Genomic DNA, 20,480 nt, shown 5'->3' with positions numbered 1-20,480 from the left:
GATGGCCGACCACATGCAGACCGCGGCCACCCCCCGGGCCGCCGCCGCCGCGCCGCGCCGCCGTGCCGGGCTGCTGGTCCTGGTGCTGATCGCGCTGGCGGCCCTGATCCTCGCGCCGTTCGTGGCCTATCCGGTGTTCGTGATGAAGCTTCTGTGCTTCGGCCTGTTCGCGGCGGCGTTCAACCTGCTGCTCGGCTTCACCGGGCTTTTGTCCTTCGGCCACGCGGCGTTTTTCGGCGGGGCGGCCTATTTCACCGCCCACGCGGCCAAGGTCTGGGGGTGGCCGCCGGAATGGGCCATCCTTCTGGGGGTCGCCGGGGCGTCGGTCCTGGGCCTTGTCATGGGCGCCATCGCGATCCGCCGGCAGGGCATCTACTTCGCCATGATCACCCTGGCGCTGTCGCAGATGTTCTTCTTCGCCTGCCTGCAGGTGCCCTTCACCCACGGAGAGGACGGGATCCAGTCCGTTCCCAAGGGCGTGCTCTTCGGCGTGATCGAGCTGAACCGTGGCCTCAACATGTACTGGTTCGTCGCGGTCGTGTTCGCGCTGGCGCTGTGGGCGATCTGGCGGATCGTGCATTCGCCGTTCGGCATGATCCTCAAGGCGATCCGCGAGAACGAGCAGCGGGCGATCTCGCTCGGCTATTCGGTCGCACGCTACAAGCTGGGCGCGTTCGTGATGTCGGCGGCCTTCGCGGGCCTCGCCGGCGGCATGAAGGCTTTGGTGATGGAGTTCGCGACCCTGACCGACGTGGCCTGGCAGATGTCGGGCGAGGTGATCCTGATGACGCTTCTGGGCGGGATCGGGACGATGGCCGGCCCGGTCGTCGGCGCGGGCGTCATCGTCGCGCTGCAGGACCGGCTCGCCACCTCGAACGTGCCGGTCACGGTCGTCACGGGGGTCGTGTTCATGGTCTGCGTGCTTCTGTTCCGGCGCGGCATCGTCGGCGAACTGGCCGACACGCGGCTGGGCCGGCTGCTGGGGCTGCGCTGACACCGCCTGCCCCCGCCAGCGCCACGGCAGCAACGATGTTGCTTTTCGGCGGAACGGGGAACACACAGGGCAAAAGAGCAACCGGGGAGGAACTCATGTCATTCTTCAAGTCGCGGCTTCTGGCCGCATGCATCGCCGTCGCGGCCAGCGTCTCGCCGGTCGTGGCGCAGGATCTGGAACTCAGCATCATCGCGCCCGCGGGCGCGGGCGGCGGCTGGGACAGCGCGGCGCGGGCGCTGCAGGACGCGATGGTCAAGTCGGGCAACGCCCGCAGCGTGCAGGTGCAGAACGTCCCGGGCGCGGGCGGCACCGTGGGCCTGGCGCAGTTCGCGCAGCAGGCGCGCGGCGCCGATGACCAGCTGCTCGTCGGCGGCATCACCATGGTCGGCGCTATCCTGACCAACAACTCGCCGGTAAACCTGACCAGCGTCACCCCGATCGCGCGGCTGACCGGCGACCCGCTGGTCGTCGTGGTGCCGAAGAACTCGCCCCACCAGACGCTCGCGGACCTGACCGCCGCGATCAAGGGCGATGTCGCCAACACCATCTGGGCCGGCGGCTCGGCCGGTGGCGCGGACCACATCCTTGCCGCGCTCATCACCCAGGCGGCGGGTGCCGATCCGTCCAAGGTCAACTACGTCGCCTATTCGGGCGGCGGCGAGGCGCTGGCGGCGATGCTGGGCGGGCAGGTGACGGCCGGGATTTCCGGCTACGGCGAATGGCAGGGCCAGATCGAATCCGGCGACCTGCGCGCGCTCGCGATTTCCTACCCCGAGCCGATCGAGGGGATCGCCGCGCAACCGCTCAAGGCGCAGGGCGTGGATGTCGAACTGGTCAACTGGCGCGGCGTGTTCGCGGGCCCGGACATCCCGGACGAGACCAAGGCCGCGCTGTCCACCGCTATCGCCAACACGGTGAAGTCGCCCGAATGGCAGGAAATCCTGAAGGCGCGCGGCTGGACCGACTACTACGCGCCCGCCGACGATTTCGCGGCGTTCATCACGTCGGAAAACGAGCGCGTCGGCACCACCCTGCGCGCCATCGGCCTGGCGAAGTAAGAAAGCAGGCGCAGGGCGGGGTCGTCCCCGCCCTTCGCGCGCCACCCCACGCCCTTCGCAAGGATCGCCGCCATGCAGCCGCCCGCCCGTCCGGGCTTCCATCGCCCCACCCTCATCATCGGCGTGGGCCTGTTCGCGCTGGCCGCGGTCACGTGGTTCGACGCGCGGTCGATGACGATCCGGGCGAACTACGGCATGGGGGCCGACGCCGCGTCCTATTTCGTCGCGGCCTTCCTCGCGGCTCTCGGCGCGGGTCACCTGATCGCCGCGATGCGGCCGGGCATCCGCGCCGGCGACACCGACTGGGCGGGCGTGGGCTGGGTGATGCTGGCGCTGGTCGGGCTGATCGGGTCGATCTGGGCGGGGGCCGGGTTCATCATCGGGTCTACGCTGCTTTTCGCCTTCACCGCGCGGTCGTTCGGACGCCGGGCGCTGCCGGCCGACCTTCTCATCGGGCTGGCGCTGTCCACCCTGATCTTCCTTCTCTTCAACAAGCTGCTGCAGCTGGCCCTGCCGATGGGTCCGCTGGAGCGGCTGTTCTGAGGTCGCCATGGACGCGCTGACGCATCTTTTCCAGGGGTTCGGCGCGGCGATCCTGCCCGTGAACCTGCTGTTCGCCGGGATCGGCGTGCTGCTGGGCACCGCCGTCGGCGTCCTGCCCGGCATCGGCCCGGCTCTGACGGTGGCGCTGCTGCTGCCCGTCACCTTCCAGCTGGACCCGGGCGGCTCGCTCATCATGTTCGCGGGCATCTACTACGGCGGGATGTACGGCGGCTCGACCACGGCGATCCTGCTGAACACGCCGGGCGAGGCCGCGTCGGTCGTGACCGCGCTGGAGGGCAACCGCATGGCCCGCAGCGGCCGCGGCGGCCCGGCGCTCGCCACCGCGGCGCTGGGGTCGTTCGTGGCCGCGCTGATCGCGACGGCGGGGCTTGCGTTCCTCGCCCCGTGGCTCGTCAAGGTCGCTGTGCGGTTCGGGCCGTGGGATTACTTCGGACTGATGCTGATCGCCTTTGTTACCGTATCGGCGACGTTCGGATCGTCGCCGTTGCGCGGGCTGACCAGCCTCGCGCTTGGCCTGTGGCTGGGGCTGATCGGGATCGACCAGCTGACCGGGCAGACCCGCCTGACCTTCGGCGTCCCGAACCTGTTCGACGGGATCGAGGTCACGACGCTGGCCGTCGGCCTGTTCGCCATCGGCGAGGCGCTTTACGTCGTCTCGCGCCACGCCTTTGCGCCGGAAAAGCCGATCCCGATCAAGGGCTCGGTGTGGATGACCCGCGCGGATTGGGGCCGGTCGTGGAAACCCTGGCTGCGCGGCGCCGCGATCGGCTTTCCGATCGGCGCGCTGCCGGCGGGCGGGGCCGAGATCCCGACCTTCCTCAGCTACACCGCCGAGCGGAAGCTGTCGCGCCACCCCGAGGAGTTCGGGCAGGGCGCGATCGAGGGCGTGGCCGGCCCCGAGGCCGCCAACAACGCCTCGGCCGCCGGATCGCTGGTGCCGCTGCTGACGCTTGGGCTGCCGACATCGGCCACGGCGGCGGTGATGCTGGCGGGGTTCCAGCAATACAACATCCAGCCGGGCCCGCTGCTGTTCGTCCAGCACGCCGACCTTGTCTGGGCGCTGATCGCCTCGCTCTTCATCGCCAACGTCATGCTGCTGGTCCTCAACCTGCCGCTGGTCGGGCTGTGGGTGCAGCTGCTGCGTATCCCGATGCCGTGGCTTTACGCGGGCATCCTGGTCTTTGCGACGATGGGCACGATCGCGGCCAACCCCTCGGTCGTGGAACTGCTGCTGCTGTCGGGCTTCGGCGTCGTGGGCTTCATCATGCGACGATACGACTACCCGGTCGCGCCGGTGATCGTGGGGCTGATCCTCGGACCCATGGCCGACAGCCAGCTGCGCCGCGCGCTGCAGATGAGCCTTGGCGACCCGATGGTGCTGTTCCAGCATCCGGGATCGGCGATCATGATCGTGATCGCGGTCCTCGCGCTGCTGGCGCCGTTCCTGTTCAGGGGCCTCGCCAGGCTGCGCAAGGAAGAGGACTGATCCGGGCCGATCCCGGACGACGCCGATGGAGTTCGAGACCGAGCTGTCGCTGGGCGGCACCCGCCACCGGATCATCGACCTGCCCGCCGCGGCGGCGGGCCGGATCGGGCGTATGCCCCACATCCACCGCATCCTATTGGAGAACGTCCTGCGGACCGGCGGACCGGATGCCCGCGCCGCCCACGCCGCGATCATGGCCGCGCTCGACGGCCCGTCGGATGCGGAAATCCCGTTCCTGCCGGGCCGCGTCCTGATGCACGACACCACCTGCGGCCCGGCGCTGGTGGACATCGCGGGCTTGCGCGCGACGCTGGCCGAGGCGGGGTTCGACCCGACCCTCCTCAACCCCGTGCTGCCGGTGGACGTGTCCACGGACCACTCGCTCGCGGTCGATTTCTTCGGCGGGCGCGGGGCGATGGAACGCAACCTCGCCAACGAATACCGCCGCAACGGCGAACGCTACCGCTTCATGAAGTGGGCAACGGCGGCGCTGGACGGGTTCCGCGTCCACCCGCCCGGCACCGGGATCATGCACACGCTGAACCTGGAACGCCTCGCGACCGTCGTGGCGGCGCGCGACGGCTGGCTGATGCCCGACGCGATGATCGGCACCGACAGCCACACGCCGATGATAAACGGGATCGGCGTCCTCGGCTGGGGCGTCGGCGGGATCGAGGCGGAAAGCGTCTTCTTCGGCATGCCCGTCATGCTGCGCGTCCCCGACGTGGTCGGGATGCGCCTGACGGGCCGCCTGCGCGACGGGGTGACCGCGACCGACATTGCGCTGACGGTGACCGAGCGGCTGCGCCGGATCGACCTGTCCGACCGCTTCGTGGAGTTCTTCGGCCCGGGCGTGTCCACCCTTTCGGCGGGCGACCGCGCCGCCGTCGCCAACATGGCGCCCGAGTTCGGGGCGAACACCGGCTTCTTTCCGGTGGATCAGGCGGTGCTGGACTATCTGTCGGCGACGGGGCGCGCGGTTGACGTGGTCGAGCGCGTCTCCGCCTACTGTCGCAGGCAGGGCCTGTGGTTCGACCCTGAGGAAGCGCCGACCTTCAGCCAGGTCGTGGAGCTGGACCTGTCGCAGGTGGAGGTCAGCGTCGCCGGACCGCGCCGCCCGCAGGACCGCCTGCCCGCCTCCGCCACCGCGCGGGGCGCGGCCGACGTGCGCGGCGCCCCGCCCCGCCGCACCCCGCCGGGCGAGGTTCCCGACGGCGCCGTCGCCATCGCCGCGATCACCAGCTGCACCAACACCACCGATCCGCGCCTGCTGGTCGCAGCCGGCCTCGTCGCCCGCCGGGCGCGAACGCTGGGGCTCGCGCCGCCGCCTTGGGTCAAGACCTCGCTCGCGCCCGGATCGCCCACCGCGCGGCGCTACCTGGAACGCGCGGGGCTGCTCGATGACCTGGAAGCGGTCGGCTTCGGCATTGTCGGCTTCGGCTGCACCACCTGCATCGGCAACTCGGGCGACCTGACGCCCCTGTCGCAGGACGCCATGGCGGACGGGCGGCTGCAGGTGGCGGTGCTGTCGGGCAACCGCAACTTTCCCGGCCGCGTCCATCCGCAGCTCGAGGCCGGGTTCCTCGCCTCGCCGCCGCTCGTCGTTGCATTCGCGCTGGCGGGCGACGTGGAACGCGACATCCTGCGCGACGACATCGCGCCGGGGGTGCGGCTGGCCGACCTGTGGCCCACGGGGGCCGAGATCGACGCGGCGCTCGCCGACGGTGCCGACCCGCGCGACTTCGCCACAGCCTATGACGAGGCCGGGGCGAGCCGCCTGTGGGCCGACCTCGACGCGCCCGACACGCCGCTGTTCCCGTGGGACGCCGCCTCGACCTATATCCGCCGGCCGCCGTTCGCCGCGATGGACGCGGGCACGCGGCTGGGCCGCTACGCCGCGCGTCCGCTGTTGGTCTTGGGCGACGACATCACCACCGACCACATCTCCCCCGCCGGGGCGATCCCCGCGTCGGGCGAGGCGGGACGCTGGTTGACCGAACGCGGCGAGAACCCGCGGGACCTCAACGTCTTTTCCTCGCGCCGCGGCAACTGGGAGGTGATGCTGCGCGGCCTGTTCACCAACCGCAACGTGGTGAACCTGCTGGGCGAAGGGGTCCCGCCCGGCGCGACCATTCTGCCGGATGGCGAGGTGCTGCCGCTATGGCGGGCCGCCGCGCGCTACCGCGAGGCGGGCGAGGCGGTCGTCATCGTCGCGGATGAACGCTACGGCATGGGCTCGTCACGCGACTGGGCTGCGAAGGGCGCGGCGCTTCTGGGCGCGCGCGCGGTGCTGGCGGCCAGCTTCGAGCGCATCCACCGCGCCAACCTGATCGGCATGGGCGTCCTGCCCCTGCGCCTGCCCCAGGGCGTTACGCCGCAAACGCTGGCGCTGACTGTCCACGACATGGCGGACATCGACGCCGCCCCCGCCCACATCACCCCGCGCGGCGAGGTCCCCGTGACCATCCGCTACGCCGACGGCCGGACCGCCCGCTTCACCGCCACCGCCGCGATCGAAACCTCGCTGGAAGTCGAGACGCTGCTGCAGGGCGGGCTGCTGCCGCTTATCCTGCGGCGGGTGACGGGGACGGCTTGACGGCCCCCTTACCCCAGCCGCTCCAGCACCTTGTCCAGCGTCACCGGGAAGCTGCGGAACCGCTCGCCGGTCGCGTTCGCGATCGCGTTCACGATCGCGCCCGCGGTGCCGCAGCAGGCCAATTCGCCGATGCCCTTGGCCTGCATCGGGTTGGCGTAGGGGTCGCGGTCGTTCAGGAACTCGATGTCGATATGCGGCACGTCGAGGTTCGCGGGCACGTGATATTCCGCAAGGTCGCGGTTCACGAAGCTGCCGTCGCGGGCGTCGGTCGAGATTTCCTCGTGCAGCGCCTGGCCGATCCCGAAGATCATGCCGCCGATGCACTGCGACCGCGCGGTCTTGGCGTTCAGGATCCGCCCGCAGGCGAAGGTCGCGGCAAGGCGGCGGACGTGAACCTCGCCGGTGACGGTGCTGACCGCGACCTCGGCGAACTGCGCACCCCAGCACGCCTGCTGGTGATCGACCGAAGTCAGGCCCTTCTTGATCGTGCCGGTGCCTTGCAGCGTGTCGCCTTCCAGCACCTCGGCCAACGTACGACGGCGGTTTTCGGCGATTGCGTAGCCGTCCTTCAGGGTCAGGTCGTCGGGATCGCAGTCCATCCGCTTGGCGAGCTTCTCGCGCACGGCCTTGGCGGCCAGCATGACAGAACTGCCCGACGAGGCAGCGCCGAACGACCCGCCCGAACCGGACGACTGCGGCAGGTCGCTGTCGCCCAGCACCGTCGTCACGCGGTCGGCGGGCAGGCCCAGCACCTCGGCCGCGATCTGGGTCAGGATCGAATAGCTGCCGGTGCCGATGTCGGTCATGTCGGTTTCCACCCGCGCGGTGCCGTCGGGCAGCAGGATCACGCGGGCGGTGCTGGGCACCAGCATGTTGACGCGGATCGCCGAGGCGACGCCCATGCCGATCAGCCATTCCCCCTCGCGCCGGGCGCCGTTTTCGCGCCGGTCCTTCCAGCCAAAGCTTTCGGCCCCGCGCGTCAGGCAGTCCGCCAGGCGGTTGCTGCTGAACGGGCGGCCCGAGGACGGGTCCTTTTCGGGGATGTTCCGCAGCCGGAACTCCACCGGGTCGATGCCCGCCGCCTGGGCCAGCTCGTCCATCGCGGCTTCGGTCACGGGCACGCCGATCGCCTCGCCCGGCGCGCGCATCGATCCGGCGCAGGTGATGTTCAGGCGGCCGACGTGGTGGCCGATCTGCCGGTTTTCGCCGTCATAGGTAAAGGGCGTGGCCTGCGTCACCGGCTCGCTGAAGCTTTCCGCCGGCAGGTTCGACACCCAGGCGTCGTGGCCCACGCCGGTCATCCGACCGTCCGCGCCGCAGGACAGGCGGATGCGCTGGCGGCTTTCGCTGCGCCGGTGCGTCGTCTCGAACTGCTGGCGGCGGTGCAGCGCGACGGCCACGGGCCGCCCCAGCTTCTGCGCGGCGATGGCGGCGGCGACGCCCTCGTGGCTGATCCCCAGCTTGCTGCCGAAGCCGCCGCCCACATAGGGCGACAGGATCCGCACGTTCCTGGGGCTGATCCCCAGCGCATCCGCCAGTTCCGCCTTGTTCGACCCGAGCATCTGGTAGCTGCCGCGAAGGGTCACGTGGCCGCCGTCCCACCACGCCACGGCAGCGTGGGGTTCCATCGCCGCATGGCTCATCGACGGGGTGTGGTATTCCACATCCACGGCGAACGCCGCCTCGTCCATCGCCTCATCCAGATCGCCCTTGGACGCCTGCTGCGAACGCGGCGCCTCGTACTTCGCCTCGGCCGGGACGAACACGCCCTTGGCGCTGCGGTCGTCATAGTCGGCCCGCGCGTTCAGCGCGGCGTCGCGCGCCTGCTCGAACGTCTCGGCCACGACCAGCGCGATCGGCTGGCCCTTGTAGAATATCTCGGCCGGGCCCTGATAGGGCGCCTTCGACGCCTGGCCCTGGGCCGGGTTCCGCAGCATCCGCTTGTCGCGGATCACCGCCAGCACGCCCGGCATGGCCCGCAGGTCGCGGGTGTTGAACCCCGTGACCCACCCTTTGGAGATCGAGGACCGGACCAGCCAGCCATAAACCGTGCCGGGCGGGTGATCCTCGTCGGCATAAGTGGCCGTGCCGCTGACCTTCAGCGGCCCTTCGGGGCGGTCCATCGGCGTTCCCAGGATGCCCTGCGCGGTGCGGTCGAGCAGGTCTTCCTTGTCGGGAAAGTTCATCCGGTGGGTCAGGCTGACTTCGATCGGATCGGACATCACTTGCTCCCTTCCGTGGCTTCGGCCAGCACCGCGTTCAGCGTGCGCCGCAGCAGCGGAATCTTGAAATCGTTGTGGCCCTGCCCCGTTGCGCCGTCCAGCACGGCATCGGCGGCACGGTCGAACAGGTCGGGCGAGGGCGCCTGGCCCTGCAACAGCGCCTCGGCCGCGGGCACCCGCCACGGCTTGTGGGCGACGCCGCCGAAGGCCAGGCGGACGGTGGACATGCGGCCCGCGTCCATCACCACCACGGCGGCGACCGACACCAGCGCAAAGGCATAGGACCGCCGGTCGCGGACCTTGCGGTAGATGTGCTTGCCGCCAAGAGGCGCGGGCAGGCGGACCGACAGGATCATCTCGCCCGGCTGCAGGTCGTTGTCGCGTTGCGGCGCGTCGCCGGGCAGGCGGTGGAAATCGGTCGCGGCGATCTCGCGGCGGCCGTTCGGCCCCTCGACCTCGACCACGGCGTCCAGCGCGCTCATCGCGACGGCCATGTCGCCCGGATAGGTGGCGATGCAGTCGCCGGACGCGCCCAGGATCGCGTGGATCCGGTTCACGCCGCCGATGGCGCTGCATCCCGACCCCGGCGCGCGCTTGTTGCAGGGCGTGTCGAGGTCATAGAAGTAATAGCACCGCGTGCGCTGCATCAGGTTGCCGCCGGTGGTCGCGCGGTTCCTGATCTGCCCGCTTGCGCCTGCAAGGATCGCCCGCGACAAGAGCGGCCAGCCCTCGCGCACCGACGGGTCGGCGGCAAGGTCCGAGTTCCGCACCAGCGCACCCACCCGCAGCCCGTCGCCGTCCCGCTCGATCCCGTCAAGGCCGACGTGGTTCACGTCGGCAAGGCGGTCCGGCGTCTCGACCTGGTGCTTCATCAGGTCCAGAAGGTTGGTCCCGCCCGCGATCGGGCGGGCGTCGGTGCCGATCACGTCGGCCGGGCTTTCCGCGCGGTAGTAATCGAACGCCTTCATGCCGCGTCCTCCGCGTTCGCGCGGTCGCCGCCCTGCGCCGCGTCGCGGATCGCATCGACGATGTTGGGATAGCACGAGCAGCGGCACAGGTTCCCCGACATGCGTTCGCGGATCTCGTCGTCGGTCAGCTCGGCGGGGCCAAGGTCGCCCGACAGCTGGCTGGGCCATCCCTGCCGCACCTCGTCCAGCATCGCGGTGGCCGACATGATCTGGCCGGGCGTGCAGTAGCCGCACTGAAATCCGTCGTGCCGGATGAAGGCTTGCTGCATGGGCGCAAGGTCGCCGGGCTGGCCGATCCCCTCGATCGTGGTGATCTCGTCGCCGTCGTGCATGACCGCGAGCGACAGGCAGGAATTGATCCGCCGCCCGTTCACGATCACCGTGCAGGCCCCGCACTGGCCGTGGTCGCAGCCCTTCTTGGTCCCGGTCAGGTCGAGTCGCTGGCGCAGCGCGTCCAGCAACGAGACGCGCGGGTCGTCCAGCTGCAAGGTCCGCTGCGCGCCGTTGACGGTAAGGGTGACATCCATGGTGGGATCCTTCATGTCGGCTGCGTGGCTGCGGGGGGAACGACCTCGCGGGGGGCGGTGTTCCTTTCCAAGCGGACAAATAAAGGCAAAGCACGATCCATGACGGCGAACGTCACCCCATTTCCATTCCCGCCCGACCGGGCAGCGGCCGATCCGCAGGCGGCCGCCCGGCCTGATCCGCTGGGCGACCTGGTAGGCGACCCGGTAGGCGACCCGCTGGGCGATCCGCTGGCGGCGCTGGCGGGCGGCGGGGTGATCGCGCTCATCACCGGGGTCGAGGGTCCGCATTACCGCAGCCCCGGCACCTTCATGGCGTTCCCGGCGCAAGGCGGATCGGTCGGGCAGCTGAGTTCCGGCTGTATCGAGGCCGACCTGGCCATCCACGCGGCCCAGGTGGCGCACGATGGCCGGACGCGGCGGCTGCGCTACGGCGCGGGATCGCCGTTCATCGACCTGGTGCTGCCCTGCGGCGGCGGGCTGGACGTGGCGCTGACGCCGGTCGGCCCCGCGCCCATCGCCCGCGCGCTCGCGGCGCGAGCAGCGCGGCAGGATTTCACGCTGGGGATCGACCTCGACAGCGGCGCGGTGGTGCCGGGCGGTCCGGGGTTCCAGCTGCGGCTGAAGCCCGCGACGCGGTTCATGGTCTGGGGCGCGGGGGTGGAGGCGGTGCGCTTTGCCGCGCTGGCCCGCGCCGCAGGCTACCCGGCCCAGTTGACGACCCACGACGAGGCGACAGCGGACGCGGCCCGCGCCCAAGGCCTGTCGCCGCTGCGCGATGCAACCCCCGCAAGCGGCGCAGCACCGCTGGACGCCGACCCGTGGACCGCCGTCACGCTGTTCTACCACGACCATGACCGGGAGCCGCCGGTGCTGGCCCGCGCGCTCGCCTCGCCCGCGTTCTACGTCGGCGCGCAGGGCAGCCTGCGCAGCCACCGCGCGCGGGTGCAGGCGCTGCGCGAAATGGGCGTGGCCGACGCCGACATCGCCCGCCTGCGCGGACCGATCGGGCTGATCCCGTCGGCGCGCGACCCCCAGGTGCTGGCGGTGTCCGTCCTAGCCGAAATCCTGTCCGAGGCCGAACGATGACCGAACCTTCGCCAATCCCCCTCCGAACCGCTACCGTCCGAACCGCCGCCGTGCTGCTGGCGGCGGGCCATTCGCGCCGCTGGGGCGCGGACAACAAGCTGCTGGCGCCGTGGAACGGGCGGCCGCTGGTGTCCTATGCGGCGACGCTGCTGTGCCGGGTGCCGGTGGACCTGCGAGCGGCGGTGGTCCACGATCCCCAGGTCGGCGCGCAGATCGACCAGGCGACGCTGCTGTCGCCCGACGGCGACGACCAGGCCGGCAGCCTGCGCGCGGCGGTCGCTTGGGCCGGGCAGGTGGGCGCGTCGCGGCTGCTGGTGCTGCTGGGCGACATGCCTTTTGTGACCGAGGGGCTGGCGGTCACCATCCTCGACGATTGCACCGACGACACCCCGTCCGCGGCGCGCCATCCCGACGGCCGCCCCGGCGCGCCGGCCTGCTTTCCCGAAAGCCTGTTCCCGGCGCTGTCGAACCTGCACGGCGACCGCGGCGCGGGCGAGCTTTTGCAGGACGCCGCCTGCGTCTCGGCCCCCGCGGCCGAGCTTGTGGACGTGGACGTCCCGCAGGACCTGTCAGCGGGGTGACGATGGAAAAGGACGTGGCCGCCCTGTTCGACCGCTACGCCGCGTCGATGAACCGCGCGCTCGCGGGTCGGGCGGACGTGGACGAGGCGGCGCGGCTTTATGCCCCCTGCTACATCGCGGCCTCGCCCGAGGGGCTGATGACCGGCGTGAACGACGAGGCGCTGAAACAGGCGCTTTCGCAGGGATTTCGCCACTACCGCGACACCGGCGCGCGCGAGATGCGGGTCGACCGGGTCGATCTGACGCCGCTCGGCCCCGACCACTGCGTGGCCCACGTCGCCTGGTCCGCCACCTACGCGCGCGCCGACGGGACGACCGAGGTGCTTGCCTTCACCGTCCACTACTTTGTCCGGCGCGATGACGCGGGCGTTCGAGTGTTCGGCTGGGTTTCGGGCGACGAACAGGCGCTGCTGCGCGAGCACGGGCTTGGCTGAAATCAGCCCTGCCCCGGTCGCGTCAGCCGGACGCCCGCGCGGGTCGATGCGCCGTCCGCGTCGATGACCGAGATCCGGCCCCAGCCCGGCGCGGCGGGCAGATCGGCGGTCGGGTCCGCAACCCCCACCGCGACCGGCCGCCCGTCGATCAGCCAGGTATAAGGCCCGCGCCCGCCCCGCGCCCGGACGACCAGCCGGTCGCCGGTCAGCTCGACCTCGGCCCCGTCGGGCGGAAACAGGATCGCCAGCGGCTCGGATCGCGCCGGGGCCGAGGATGGCGCGCGCAGTGTGCCCGGGGGCGCGAAGCGGCGCAGGGGCGGCGGCAGCGCCGCGTTCGGAACCGTCAGCGCCGCGCCGGGCGGGGGCGGCAGCGGCACCGCGCGCGCGGCGAGCGCGTCGAACAGGTCAAACAGCAGCGGCGCGGCATGATCGCCGCCGAACGCGCCCGGCACCGGGGTCCCGTCAGGCCGCCCCATCCACACCCCCGCCACGAAACGCCCGTCATACCCCACCGCCAGCGCATCGCGGTGGCCATAGCTCGTCCCCGTCTTGTAGGCCACGCGCCCCGCCGCGCGGCCCCCCGGCGGCGGCAGCTGCGCAAGGATCGCGCCCGCATACCACGCCGCGACCGGCCCCACGAAGGGCGCGAGCTCGCGCGCGGGCTCAACCCGCGCATGCAGCGCGACCGCCCGCCCGCCGCGCGCAAGGCCGCCATAGGCGGTGACCAACCCCTCGAGCGAGACCCCGCCGCCGCCGAGGACCAGCGCCAGCCCTGGCTGCCCGCCCGCGGTCGTGGCGGGCGCGCCCGCCCGCCGCAGGGCGGCGGCGATCCGGGGCGGACCCAGCGCCTCGGCCACGCGGACCACGGGAATGTTCAGCGATTCCACCAGCGCCTGCCGGATCGTGACCGTGCCCCGAAAGCGGCGGTCGAAGTTTTCCGGCTGCCAGCGGCCAAAGGCGGCGGGGCGATCCTCGATCAGCGTTTCGGGGTGGATCAGCCCGTCGTCGAACCCCAGCGCATAGACCAGCGGCTTCAGCGTCGATCCGGGTGAGCGCAGCGCCTGCGTCATGTCGATGAAGCCGCCCGCGCGCGGATCGCTGAACGCCGCCGCGCCGACATGGGCGAGGATCTCGCCGGTGCGGTGGTCGGCCAGGATCAGCGCCGCCGACATCCGCGACCCCTGCGTGGCGACGGCGCGGGCGGCCAGCGCCTCGGCCTGGCGTTGCAAGACCGGGTCGATCGTCGTCTCGATCGACAGCGCGCCGGGATTTTCGCGGCGGAGCCGGTCGGCGAGCAGCGGCGCCAGCGCCGGAAACGGGTGGCGGCGGGTCGGCAGGGGGGTGGCCACGGCGGTCCGCGCCGCCTCGGGCGTGAGCAGGCCCAGCGCCTCGGCGCGGGCAATCACGCGGTCGCGGGCGGCGCGGGCGGCCGCGCGGCGGGCGGGGATGTCGGGGCGGCGGCTTTCGGGCGATTGCGGCAGCGCCACCAGCAGCGCCGCCTCGGCGGCGGTCAGGCGGCGCGGTTCCTTGCCGAACCACATCAGGCTGGCCGCGCGCACCCCTTCGGTGTTGCCGCCATAGGGCGCGAGGCGCAGGTACAGGTCCAGCACGCCATCCTTGCCGATCCGCCGTTCCAGCGCCAGCGCCAGCCGCGCCTGCCGGATCTTGCCGCGCCAGTCCTTTGTCGGCCCCCGTTCCAGCAGCCGCGCGGCCTGCATCGACAAGGTCGATGCCCCCGACACGGCCCGCCCGTTCCACACCGCCTGCACCGCGGCGCGCAGGACCGCCCGTGGATCGACGCCGCGGTGGCTGGCGAAACGCCGATCCTCCCACGCGATCAGCATGGCCATGAACTGCGGATCGACCCCGGATCGGGGCGGGGCAAGGCGCCACAACCCGTCCTCGACCGCGAAGGCGCGCAAAAGGCTGCCGTCGCGCGCCAGCACCTCGACCCCGGTCGGCACCGAAAGGTTCGGCAGCGGGGTGGCGTCGATCCAGGCCGACCAGGCGTCGCGGCCCCGGTCGGCGGCGCCCGCCAGCAGGGCCAGGGCCGCGACCGCCGCGATCAGGCGGCGGCCGGCGCGCCGACTGGCCCGCCCATCTGACACGCGACCGGACACCGGACCGGACGGGCCGCCGCCCGGCAGGTCAGGGGGCGACGACCGTCGTGCCACTGTCGGTCCAGGCGCGTCGTTCGGGGCGGTACATGTCCTCGACCGTGGCGGCGGGGTGGGCGAACGATCCCGGCGTGACGGCGCGCAGGCGATAGGCCAGCCGGATCGGATCGGTCCCATACAGCGTCACGCCGGCCGCAAAGCGGTCCTGCCGGAACTCGGCCATATCGGTGTCCGAGGTGTCGCCCAGCCAGTCCAGCCCCTCGACCTCGCCCTGCGATAGAAGGTTCGGGTTGTCGATCTCGAACCCCGCCGGCAGCGGGTCCGAGATCAGAAGCCGCCCGTCCGCCTGCGCGAGCGGCTGCACCTCGATCACGGCGACGAGCCTTGTGCCCAGCGGCACCAGCGCCGGATCGACCAGCGCGCCCGCCTCGTCGTGGTAGCGGCGCGAGATCGCAAAGGCGGTGCCGCCCGCCGCCGGCGGATCGACCGGCACGGCGGTCGTGCCCAGCGTCACCTCGACCGGCGCGGACCCGGTGTTGCCCAGGACGACCGGCGGCAGAGCGCCCGCGTCGCCCACGTCGTGGACCGCGCCGGTCAGGGGCGCGCCCGACAGCATCAGCCCGCCCCCGGCATCCGGCCCCTGCGACAGCGCCTGCGCCGCCAGCACGATCCACCCCGCCTCCTGCGTGGACAGCGGCGCGCCCGCTTGCGCCGCGGCATCGACCTGCGCGGCGATCCCCACGGCGAGCGCGTCAAGGTCAACCGCGCGGCTGCCCGCCTCGGCCGCCAGCGCCACCACCCCGGCGCGATCGCGCAGAAGCGTGCCGTAGTCGGCCCGGAACAGGTCCTGCGGATCGGCCGCCTGCTGCGACAGCGCGCCCGCGCGGCGGAACATCACGTCCGCCCGCGCCTGATCGCCATAGGCCGCCAGCGCCGCGCCCAGCTGGGCCGCGGCAAGGGGGGTCGCAAACCCCTCGGCCCCGGTATCGACGTAATAGCGCAGGTCGCTGATGACGGCGGCATGCTCGCGCGCCAGCACATAGGCCGCATAGGCCGTGGCCGCGTTTTCCATCGGCTCGGCGAACTGCGGCTCGGCGGCGGCGTTCAGGCCGTTCTGCAGCGACCGCAGCGCCGCCGCAAAGGCAGCGTCGGGCACCGCCCGCCCGGCCGCCCGCGCTCGCGACAGCACGTCGGTGACATAGGCGTTGAGCCAGCGGTCACCGCCTTCGGCCGACCACAGGCCGAAACTGCCGTCCGAAGTCTGCCGGGTCAGGATCTGCGCGATGGCCTTGTCCACCGGCAGCGTCGCGACGGCGGGATCGCCTGCGGGGGCCGGTGCGGGCACGCCTTCGGGCATCAGGGCCGCGGCGTAAAGCTGCGGCAGGATCCGCGACGACAGCTGTTCGCTGCAGCCGTAGGGGTAGGCGGCAAGCCGCGCCAGCGCGCCGGGCACGTCGAGCCGCGCGAATGCGCCGCTGGTCAGGGTGATGCGGCCGGTGCCAGGGCGGAACGCGCCCAGGGGCGACAGGTCCACCGTCTGCTCGGTGCCGGGCGCGACCGTGACCTTCATCCGGCGGCTCACCGCCGCGTCCTGCCGCTGGACCGGGATCGACAGGTCCTTGGTCACCGTCCGCCCGTCGGGCAGCCGCGCCGACACGCGCAGCCGCGCCAGCCCCTCGGCGTCCGGCGCGGCGAGCGTCAGCGGCAGGGTGGTGGCCTGCCGCTCGGCCAGCGCGACACTGTCCGCAAGGGTCGTGGCGATCGTCACGGCATCCCCCGAAAGCGTCGGACCGGCGGCCGGATCGGCAGCCGCGATATCCTCGACCGCCAGCCCGACATCGCCCGCGGGGCCCAAGACGTGGGTCAGCGACACCTGCGCCTGCGCGCGGTCGCCCGGCGACAGAAAGGCGGGCGCGGTAACCGTCATCACAACCGGATCGCGCACGAGGATCGTGGTGTCGGTCTGCCCGACCGCGCGGTCGGTCCAGGCCAGCGCCATGACCCGCACCTCGCCGTTGAAGTCGGGAAGCGGCACCGACACGGTCGCGCGGCCGGTTTCGTCCAGCGTCACCGGGCCCGAGAACCACGCCATCAGCTTTTCCGTGGGCGGCGGCGCCTGCGTCTGCATGGACCCCGCGTCGCCCCCCGACCGGATCGCGCCATCGGCGGCCCCGCCGGGCAGGATCAGCCGGCCATAGACATCGCGCAGCGCGACCCCAAGCCTGCGCTGGCCGAAGTAGTGCCCGGTCGCGGACGGCGGCGCGTAGCCGGTCAGGTTCAGGATGCCTTGGTCCACCGCCCAGATCGTCGCCTGCACGGTCTGCCCCGGGGCCGCGCCCTCGACGGCGAGCGCGACCTGCACCTCGCCGCGCGGATCGACCTCGGCCGGGGCGGTCAAGGTGGCGCGGATCGCGCGGTCGGCCGGATCGACCGGCGCGGGCGCGATCCCCAGCGCACGGATCGGTGCGTGGGCGGAGACGGTCGTGCCGTCCGACCCGCCGTCCGTGCCGGGCGCCTTGGCCGTGCCGGGGGCGAGGGGGCGGATGGCGCTGACGGCGACATAGGCGCTGGCGCCCCATGCCTCGGTCACCGGCAGGTCCACGGTGTTGCGGCCCGCCGTCACCGGCACGACCCGCAGGTCGATCACCCGGTTCGACAGCACCGACACGACCGCCACCCCGTCGGCCGCCGCGTCCAGCGTGGCGCGCGCGGTGTCGCCCGAGCGGTAGGCGGGCTTGTCCAGCGTGACCTGCAGCCGGTCGGGGGTGTCGGACCCCGCGCCGGCCGCCCCCCAGCCCGCCTCGAACGCGACCGAGGACGCGACGCCGTCGGCGCCGGTCACGACCAGCTCGTAGCCGCCCCAGTCCACCGGCACCGACAGGGCGGCCGGACCGGCGGCGGTCAGGTCGAGCGTGCCGTTCGCCGCGCGCGTGCGGCGGGTGACGGGCTCATAGCTCCAGTCGCCGCCGACGGCATACCATTGATAGTCGGTCTCGACCCGGTTCAGCACCCATTCGGCCGGGCCCGCGCGCAAGGTCAGGTCGGGGTTCAGCGCGACCACCCGGAACGCGGCCTCCGCCCCCTCGGCCACCACCGCGTCGAAGGTGGGGCGGATCCCCAGCGCGCCGCGGGCGGGCACGACCAGCCGCTGGTCGGCCCGTTCGACGGGGCGGCCCGCGCCTTCGCGCACGGTCAGCGTCAGGCGCGCATCGAACGGCTGCGTCGCCTGCGCCAGCGCGGGCGGCAGGTCGATCCGGGCGGCAAAGCGGCCCTCGGCGTCGGTCGTCCCGGACGGCATCGCCACGATCTCGGGCGAGGCGTCGTCGTCGTGGCGGCCGAACTGGAAGCCGTCGAACCCGGGCAGCGCGCGCGCCGGGGTCAGCCGCAGCTCGCCCTCGACCGGCAGGTCGGCGGCGGGCGCCCCGAACAGCCAGCGGGCGGCGATGTCGGCCTCGACCGGCTGGCCCGCGGGCAGGGGCGCGTCGGGCAGGGCAAGGTCGAAGGCGATCCGCTCGGGCCGGAAATCCTCGACCAGCACGTCTGTAGAGGCGAGCGCGGGGCCGCTTTCCTCGACCCGGAAGTCGATGCGCCAGACGCCGCGCGGGGCGGTGTCGGGGATCGGCACGTCAAGGACATAGCCCCCGGCACCGGCGGGCGCGGGCATCAGCCGCGCGTGTTCGACCCCGTCGGGGCGGGTCACCACGGCGGTCAGCGGCAGGCCGTCGATCGCCTGCGCGCGCTCGTCGCGGGTCATGACGGTGGCGTGCGCGACCTCGCCCGCGCGATAGGCGCCGCGGTCGGTCGCCACGAACACGTCGATGGGGGGCGCGGGCGGCGCGCCCTCGACCCCCCGGTCCGACAGGTCGAACTCGGGGTCCAGCAGCGACATGAAGGCCATGTCGGTCGGCGCGCCGGTTCCCGCATCGCCGCCGCCCTGCACCAGCGCCGTCACCACCGCCGGCTCGGCCGAGCCGGTGCCGCGCACCAGCCCCGCGTCGAAGCGGGCGATCCCCTGGTCGTCGGTCCGCGCCGTGCCCAGCACCGCGTTCCCGCGCGACAGCAGCTGCACCGTCACCCCGGCGCGGGGGCCCGCATCCGACAGGCCGCGCACCACGACCGTCATCCCGTCGCTGCCCGCATAGCTCGCAAGCCCGAGGTCCGAGATCATGAACCACTGGGTCGCGGGCGGGCTGCGATCGGGCGACTGGCCCGGCACCGCCGCCGTCAGCGCATAGATGCCCGGACTGAGCGGCCCCGCCGCCTTCCGCAGGTCGAGCCGCGTCGCCACCTCGGCGTTGACCGGATGGGCGCCGCCGCCGGGCGCGGGCGCGACGTCGGCGTGGCCCCGCCACACCTCCTGCCCCATGTCCGAGGTGAAGGTCCCGGCCTTCCAGTCGTCCAGCGGGGTGGCGAAGATCTGGTCCGCCAGCGCCCGGACGAGGTTGCGGTCGGACATGCGGTAAAGGGTCAGATCGACGCCGTCCGCGTTCACGGTCCGCAGGGTCAGGCCCTGATCGCCCGCGGCGGGCAGCAGATACGCGCGGCCGCCGAAGCGGGCCTGCGGATTGCGGTCGCGGACGTAAAGCGACAGGTCCACCGCGCGCGCCAGCACCTCGCCGTCCTGCGACGGCAGGCCCGGCCGCAGGGTCAGCCGGAGTGCCTGCCCGCGGGTCAGACCGGTGACGCACAGCTCGCTGCCCTGCGCCTCGACCGCCATCGCCGGGTCGGGCAGCGCGACGAAGGGGCGGTAGTCGGCGGTGTCTGCCAGCGCGTCGGAAAAGACGACGCAGGCGCGCGGGTCGGCGGCGTCGGACTCGACGCGGCTGTCGCTGACGCGAAAGCCGTGGCGTTCCTGGAACCCTTCGATCAGCGTGGCGAGTTCGGCGTCGCCGCCGCCACCCGCCTGCGCGGCCTGGCGCAGCGCGGCAAGCCCGTCGGGACCACGGTCCAGCCGCTCGGACAATTCGGTCCACAGTTTCAGCGCGGCGGTCCCGTCGCCGGGATCGCGAAGCCACGCGTTGGTCGCGGCGTTCAGCGCGGACGCCAGCGTCTCGCGGTCATTGTCGGCGGCATAGGCCGCGTCGCGCATCGCGGCGGCAAGGGCGAGCCAGTCGTCGGCCCCGTCCGTCGCGGCGGTCGCGGTGCCGAGCCAGCGCACCCGCCCGGTCTGGTCGCCCGCAAGGCTCGCGTCGGCGGCCGACTGGCGCAGCAGGTCCACAGCCTCACCCGTGCCAGGATACAGCGTGCCCAGCGCCTGCGCCTGGTCGCGCGCGGCGCGGCGGTCGTCGTCGGACAGCCAGCGCCCGGCATCGGCCAGCCGCGCGGCCGCGCGCCCCTCGGCCGCCGGATCGACGGCGCTGACGACGCCCGACAGCGCGCCCGCGAAGGGGGCGGGTGATCCGGCCGCCGATTTCGGAAAGCAGGCGCGGGCGCGGGCGTTGTAGGTCAGCGCCGCGCAGGCCGCATCGGCCAGGCACAGCTGCACGCAGGCTTCCTGCGAGGTCTCGAACACCGGCTGCAGGTCACCGCCGGGCAGATCGGTGTCGGCCTGCATGACCACCCGCCGTTCGGGCAGCGCGGTCTGGGCAAGGCCGAGCTCGGGCAGAAGCGCCAGCGCCGCCGCGGCGGATGCATGAACGAGAAGGCGGCGGAAGGCGGCGGCACGGACGAAGACGAAACGGCTTGGCATCGGACGACCCCGGCTGCGGACCTGCACCTTGCCGATACGCTGCCACGATCACGGCAGCGCGACAATGATTCAGGCGTGGGGATTCATGCGCGGGGATTCAGGCGCGGGGTTTCGGCCGTCTCGGCGCACGGCAGTCGGGATGCCGTGTCGGTCGCAGA

At 72.7% G+C, this 20,480-nt stretch carries 13 protein-coding genes; 8 read left to right on the top strand and 5 right to left on the bottom strand.

What is annotated here, in order from left to right; translation table 11 throughout:
- Position 1: 1 nt before the first annotated feature.
- From FNF32_RS06075 to acnA, 5 genes are all read left to right on the top strand, one after another.
- Positions 2 to 994: a branched-chain amino acid ABC transporter permease gene (locus tag FNF32_RS06075; RefSeq protein ID WP_131675106.1), complete on the top strand. Its 993-nt coding sequence runs from the start codon at positions 2 to 4 to the stop codon at positions 992 to 994.
- A 95-nt stretch (positions 995 to 1,089) separates the two neighbouring features.
- Entirely contained in the window at positions 1,090 to 2,052 is a 963-nt protein-coding gene (locus FNF32_RS06070) for a Bug family tripartite tricarboxylate transporter substrate binding protein (RefSeq protein WP_131675107.1), read from the top strand.
- 72 nt (positions 2,053 to 2,124) lie between these two features.
- Positions 2,125 to 2,595, top strand: a complete 471-nt coding sequence (locus FNF32_RS06065; protein ID WP_131675108.1) for a tripartite tricarboxylate transporter TctB family protein — start codon at positions 2,125 to 2,127, stop codon at positions 2,593 to 2,595.
- Between the two features lie 7 nt (positions 2,596 to 2,602).
- Positions 2,603 to 4,102: a tripartite tricarboxylate transporter permease gene (locus FNF32_RS06060; RefSeq protein ID WP_131675109.1), complete on the top strand. Its 1,500-nt coding sequence runs from the start codon at positions 2,603 to 2,605 to the stop codon at positions 4,100 to 4,102.
- 25 nt (positions 4,103 to 4,127) lie between these two features.
- On the top strand, positions 4,128 to 6,698 hold the full coding sequence (gene acnA, locus FNF32_RS06055; protein ID WP_143796532.1) for an aconitate hydratase AcnA: 2,571 nt from the start codon (positions 4,128 to 4,130) through the stop codon (positions 6,696 to 6,698).
- Between the two features lie 8 nt (positions 6,699 to 6,706).
- Here the strand turns inward: acnA and FNF32_RS06050 are convergent, their stop codons facing one another.
- From FNF32_RS06050 to FNF32_RS06040, 3 genes are read right to left on the bottom strand one after another with little or no spacing between them, the layout of a single operon-like run.
- Positions 6,707 to 8,920, bottom strand: a complete 2,214-nt coding sequence (locus tag FNF32_RS06050; RefSeq protein ID WP_131675437.1) for a xanthine dehydrogenase family protein molybdopterin-binding subunit — start codon at positions 8,918 to 8,920, stop codon at positions 6,707 to 6,709.
- Positions 8,920 to 9,888, bottom strand: a complete 969-nt coding sequence (locus FNF32_RS06045; RefSeq protein WP_131675438.1) for an FAD binding domain-containing protein — start codon at positions 9,886 to 9,888, stop codon at positions 8,920 to 8,922. Before FNF32_RS06045 ends, FNF32_RS06050 begins: the two co-directional genes overlap by 1 nt.
- A complete protein-coding gene (locus FNF32_RS06040; protein WP_131675439.1) occupies positions 9,885 to 10,415 on the bottom strand; it encodes a 2Fe-2S iron-sulfur cluster-binding protein in 531 nt (176 codons plus the stop codon). Before FNF32_RS06040 ends, FNF32_RS06045 begins: the two co-directional genes overlap by 4 nt.
- A gap of 99 nt (positions 10,416 to 10,514) precedes the next feature.
- On the opposite strand from FNF32_RS06040, the gene FNF32_RS06035 reads away from it, so the two are divergent.
- The 3 genes from FNF32_RS06035 to FNF32_RS06025 are packed head-to-tail and all read left to right on the top strand — an operon-like array spanning position 10,515 to position 12,516.
- Positions 10,515 to 11,501 (top strand): XdhC family protein, encoded by a 987-nt coding sequence (locus FNF32_RS06035; RefSeq protein ID WP_143796531.1) that lies wholly within the window; start codon positions 10,515 to 10,517, stop codon positions 11,499 to 11,501.
- A complete protein-coding gene (locus tag FNF32_RS06030) occupies positions 11,498 to 12,082 on the top strand; it encodes a nucleotidyltransferase family protein (protein ID WP_131675441.1) in 585 nt (194 codons plus the stop codon). Before FNF32_RS06035 ends, FNF32_RS06030 begins: the two co-directional genes overlap by 4 nt.
- A gap of 2 nt (positions 12,083 to 12,084) precedes the next feature.
- Positions 12,085 to 12,516, top strand: coding sequence for a DUF6841 family protein (locus FNF32_RS06025; protein WP_131675442.1), 432 nt, complete (start codon positions 12,085 to 12,087; stop codon positions 12,514 to 12,516).
- 2 nt (positions 12,517 to 12,518) lie between these two features.
- Here the strand turns inward: FNF32_RS06025 and pbpC are convergent, their stop codons facing one another.
- On the bottom strand, positions 12,519 to 14,624 hold the full coding sequence (gene pbpC, locus FNF32_RS06020; protein WP_221930675.1) for a penicillin-binding protein 1C: 2,106 nt from the start codon (positions 14,622 to 14,624) through the stop codon (positions 12,519 to 12,521).
- A 40-nt stretch (positions 14,625 to 14,664) separates the two neighbouring features.
- A complete protein-coding gene (locus FNF32_RS06015; protein WP_143796529.1) occupies positions 14,665 to 20,322 on the bottom strand; it encodes an alpha-2-macroglobulin family protein in 5,658 nt (1,885 codons plus the stop codon).
- Between the last annotated feature and the right edge of the window lie 158 nt (positions 20,323 to 20,480).

Source organism: Paracoccus marinus, assembly GCF_007018965.1.
In the GTDB taxonomy this organism is placed as follows: Bacteria; Pseudomonadota; Alphaproteobacteria; order Rhodobacterales; family Rhodobacteraceae; genus Paracoccus; species Paracoccus marinus.
The sequence above is the reverse complement of the archived record's forward strand: the minus strand, read 5'-3'. Positions and strand labels throughout refer to the sequence as shown.

Coding starts and splice junctions, on each gene's coding strand:
- FNF32_RS06075 (WP_131675106.1), top strand. CDS start 2: ATGGCCGACCACATGCAGACCGCGGCCACCCCCCGGGCCGCCGCCGCC.
- FNF32_RS06070 (WP_131675107.1), top strand. CDS start 1,090: ATGTCATTCTTCAAGTCGCGGCTTCTGGCCGCATGCATCGCCGTCGCG.
- FNF32_RS06065 (WP_131675108.1), top strand. CDS start 2,125: ATGCAGCCGCCCGCCCGTCCGGGCTTCCATCGCCCCACCCTCATCATC.
- FNF32_RS06060 (WP_131675109.1), top strand. CDS start 2,603: ATGGACGCGCTGACGCATCTTTTCCAGGGGTTCGGCGCGGCGATCCTG.
- acnA (WP_143796532.1), top strand. CDS start 4,128: ATGGAGTTCGAGACCGAGCTGTCGCTGGGCGGCACCCGCCACCGGATC.
- FNF32_RS06050 (WP_131675437.1), bottom strand. CDS start 8,920: ATGTCCGATCCGATCGAAGTCAGCCTGACCCACCGGATGAACTTTCCC.
- FNF32_RS06045 (WP_131675438.1), bottom strand. CDS start 9,888: ATGAAGGCGTTCGATTACTACCGCGCGGAAAGCCCGGCCGACGTGATC.
- FNF32_RS06040 (WP_131675439.1), bottom strand. CDS start 10,415: ATGGATGTCACCCTTACCGTCAACGGCGCGCAGCGGACCTTGCAGCTG.
- FNF32_RS06035 (WP_143796531.1), top strand. CDS start 10,515: ATGACGGCGAACGTCACCCCATTTCCATTCCCGCCCGACCGGGCAGCG.
- FNF32_RS06030 (WP_131675441.1), top strand. CDS start 11,498: ATGACCGAACCTTCGCCAATCCCCCTCCGAACCGCTACCGTCCGAACC.
- FNF32_RS06025 (WP_131675442.1), top strand. CDS start 12,085: ATGGAAAAGGACGTGGCCGCCCTGTTCGACCGCTACGCCGCGTCGATG.
- FNF32_RS06015 (WP_143796529.1), bottom strand. CDS start 20,322: ATGCCAAGCCGTTTCGTCTTCGTCCGTGCCGCCGCCTTCCGCCGCCTT.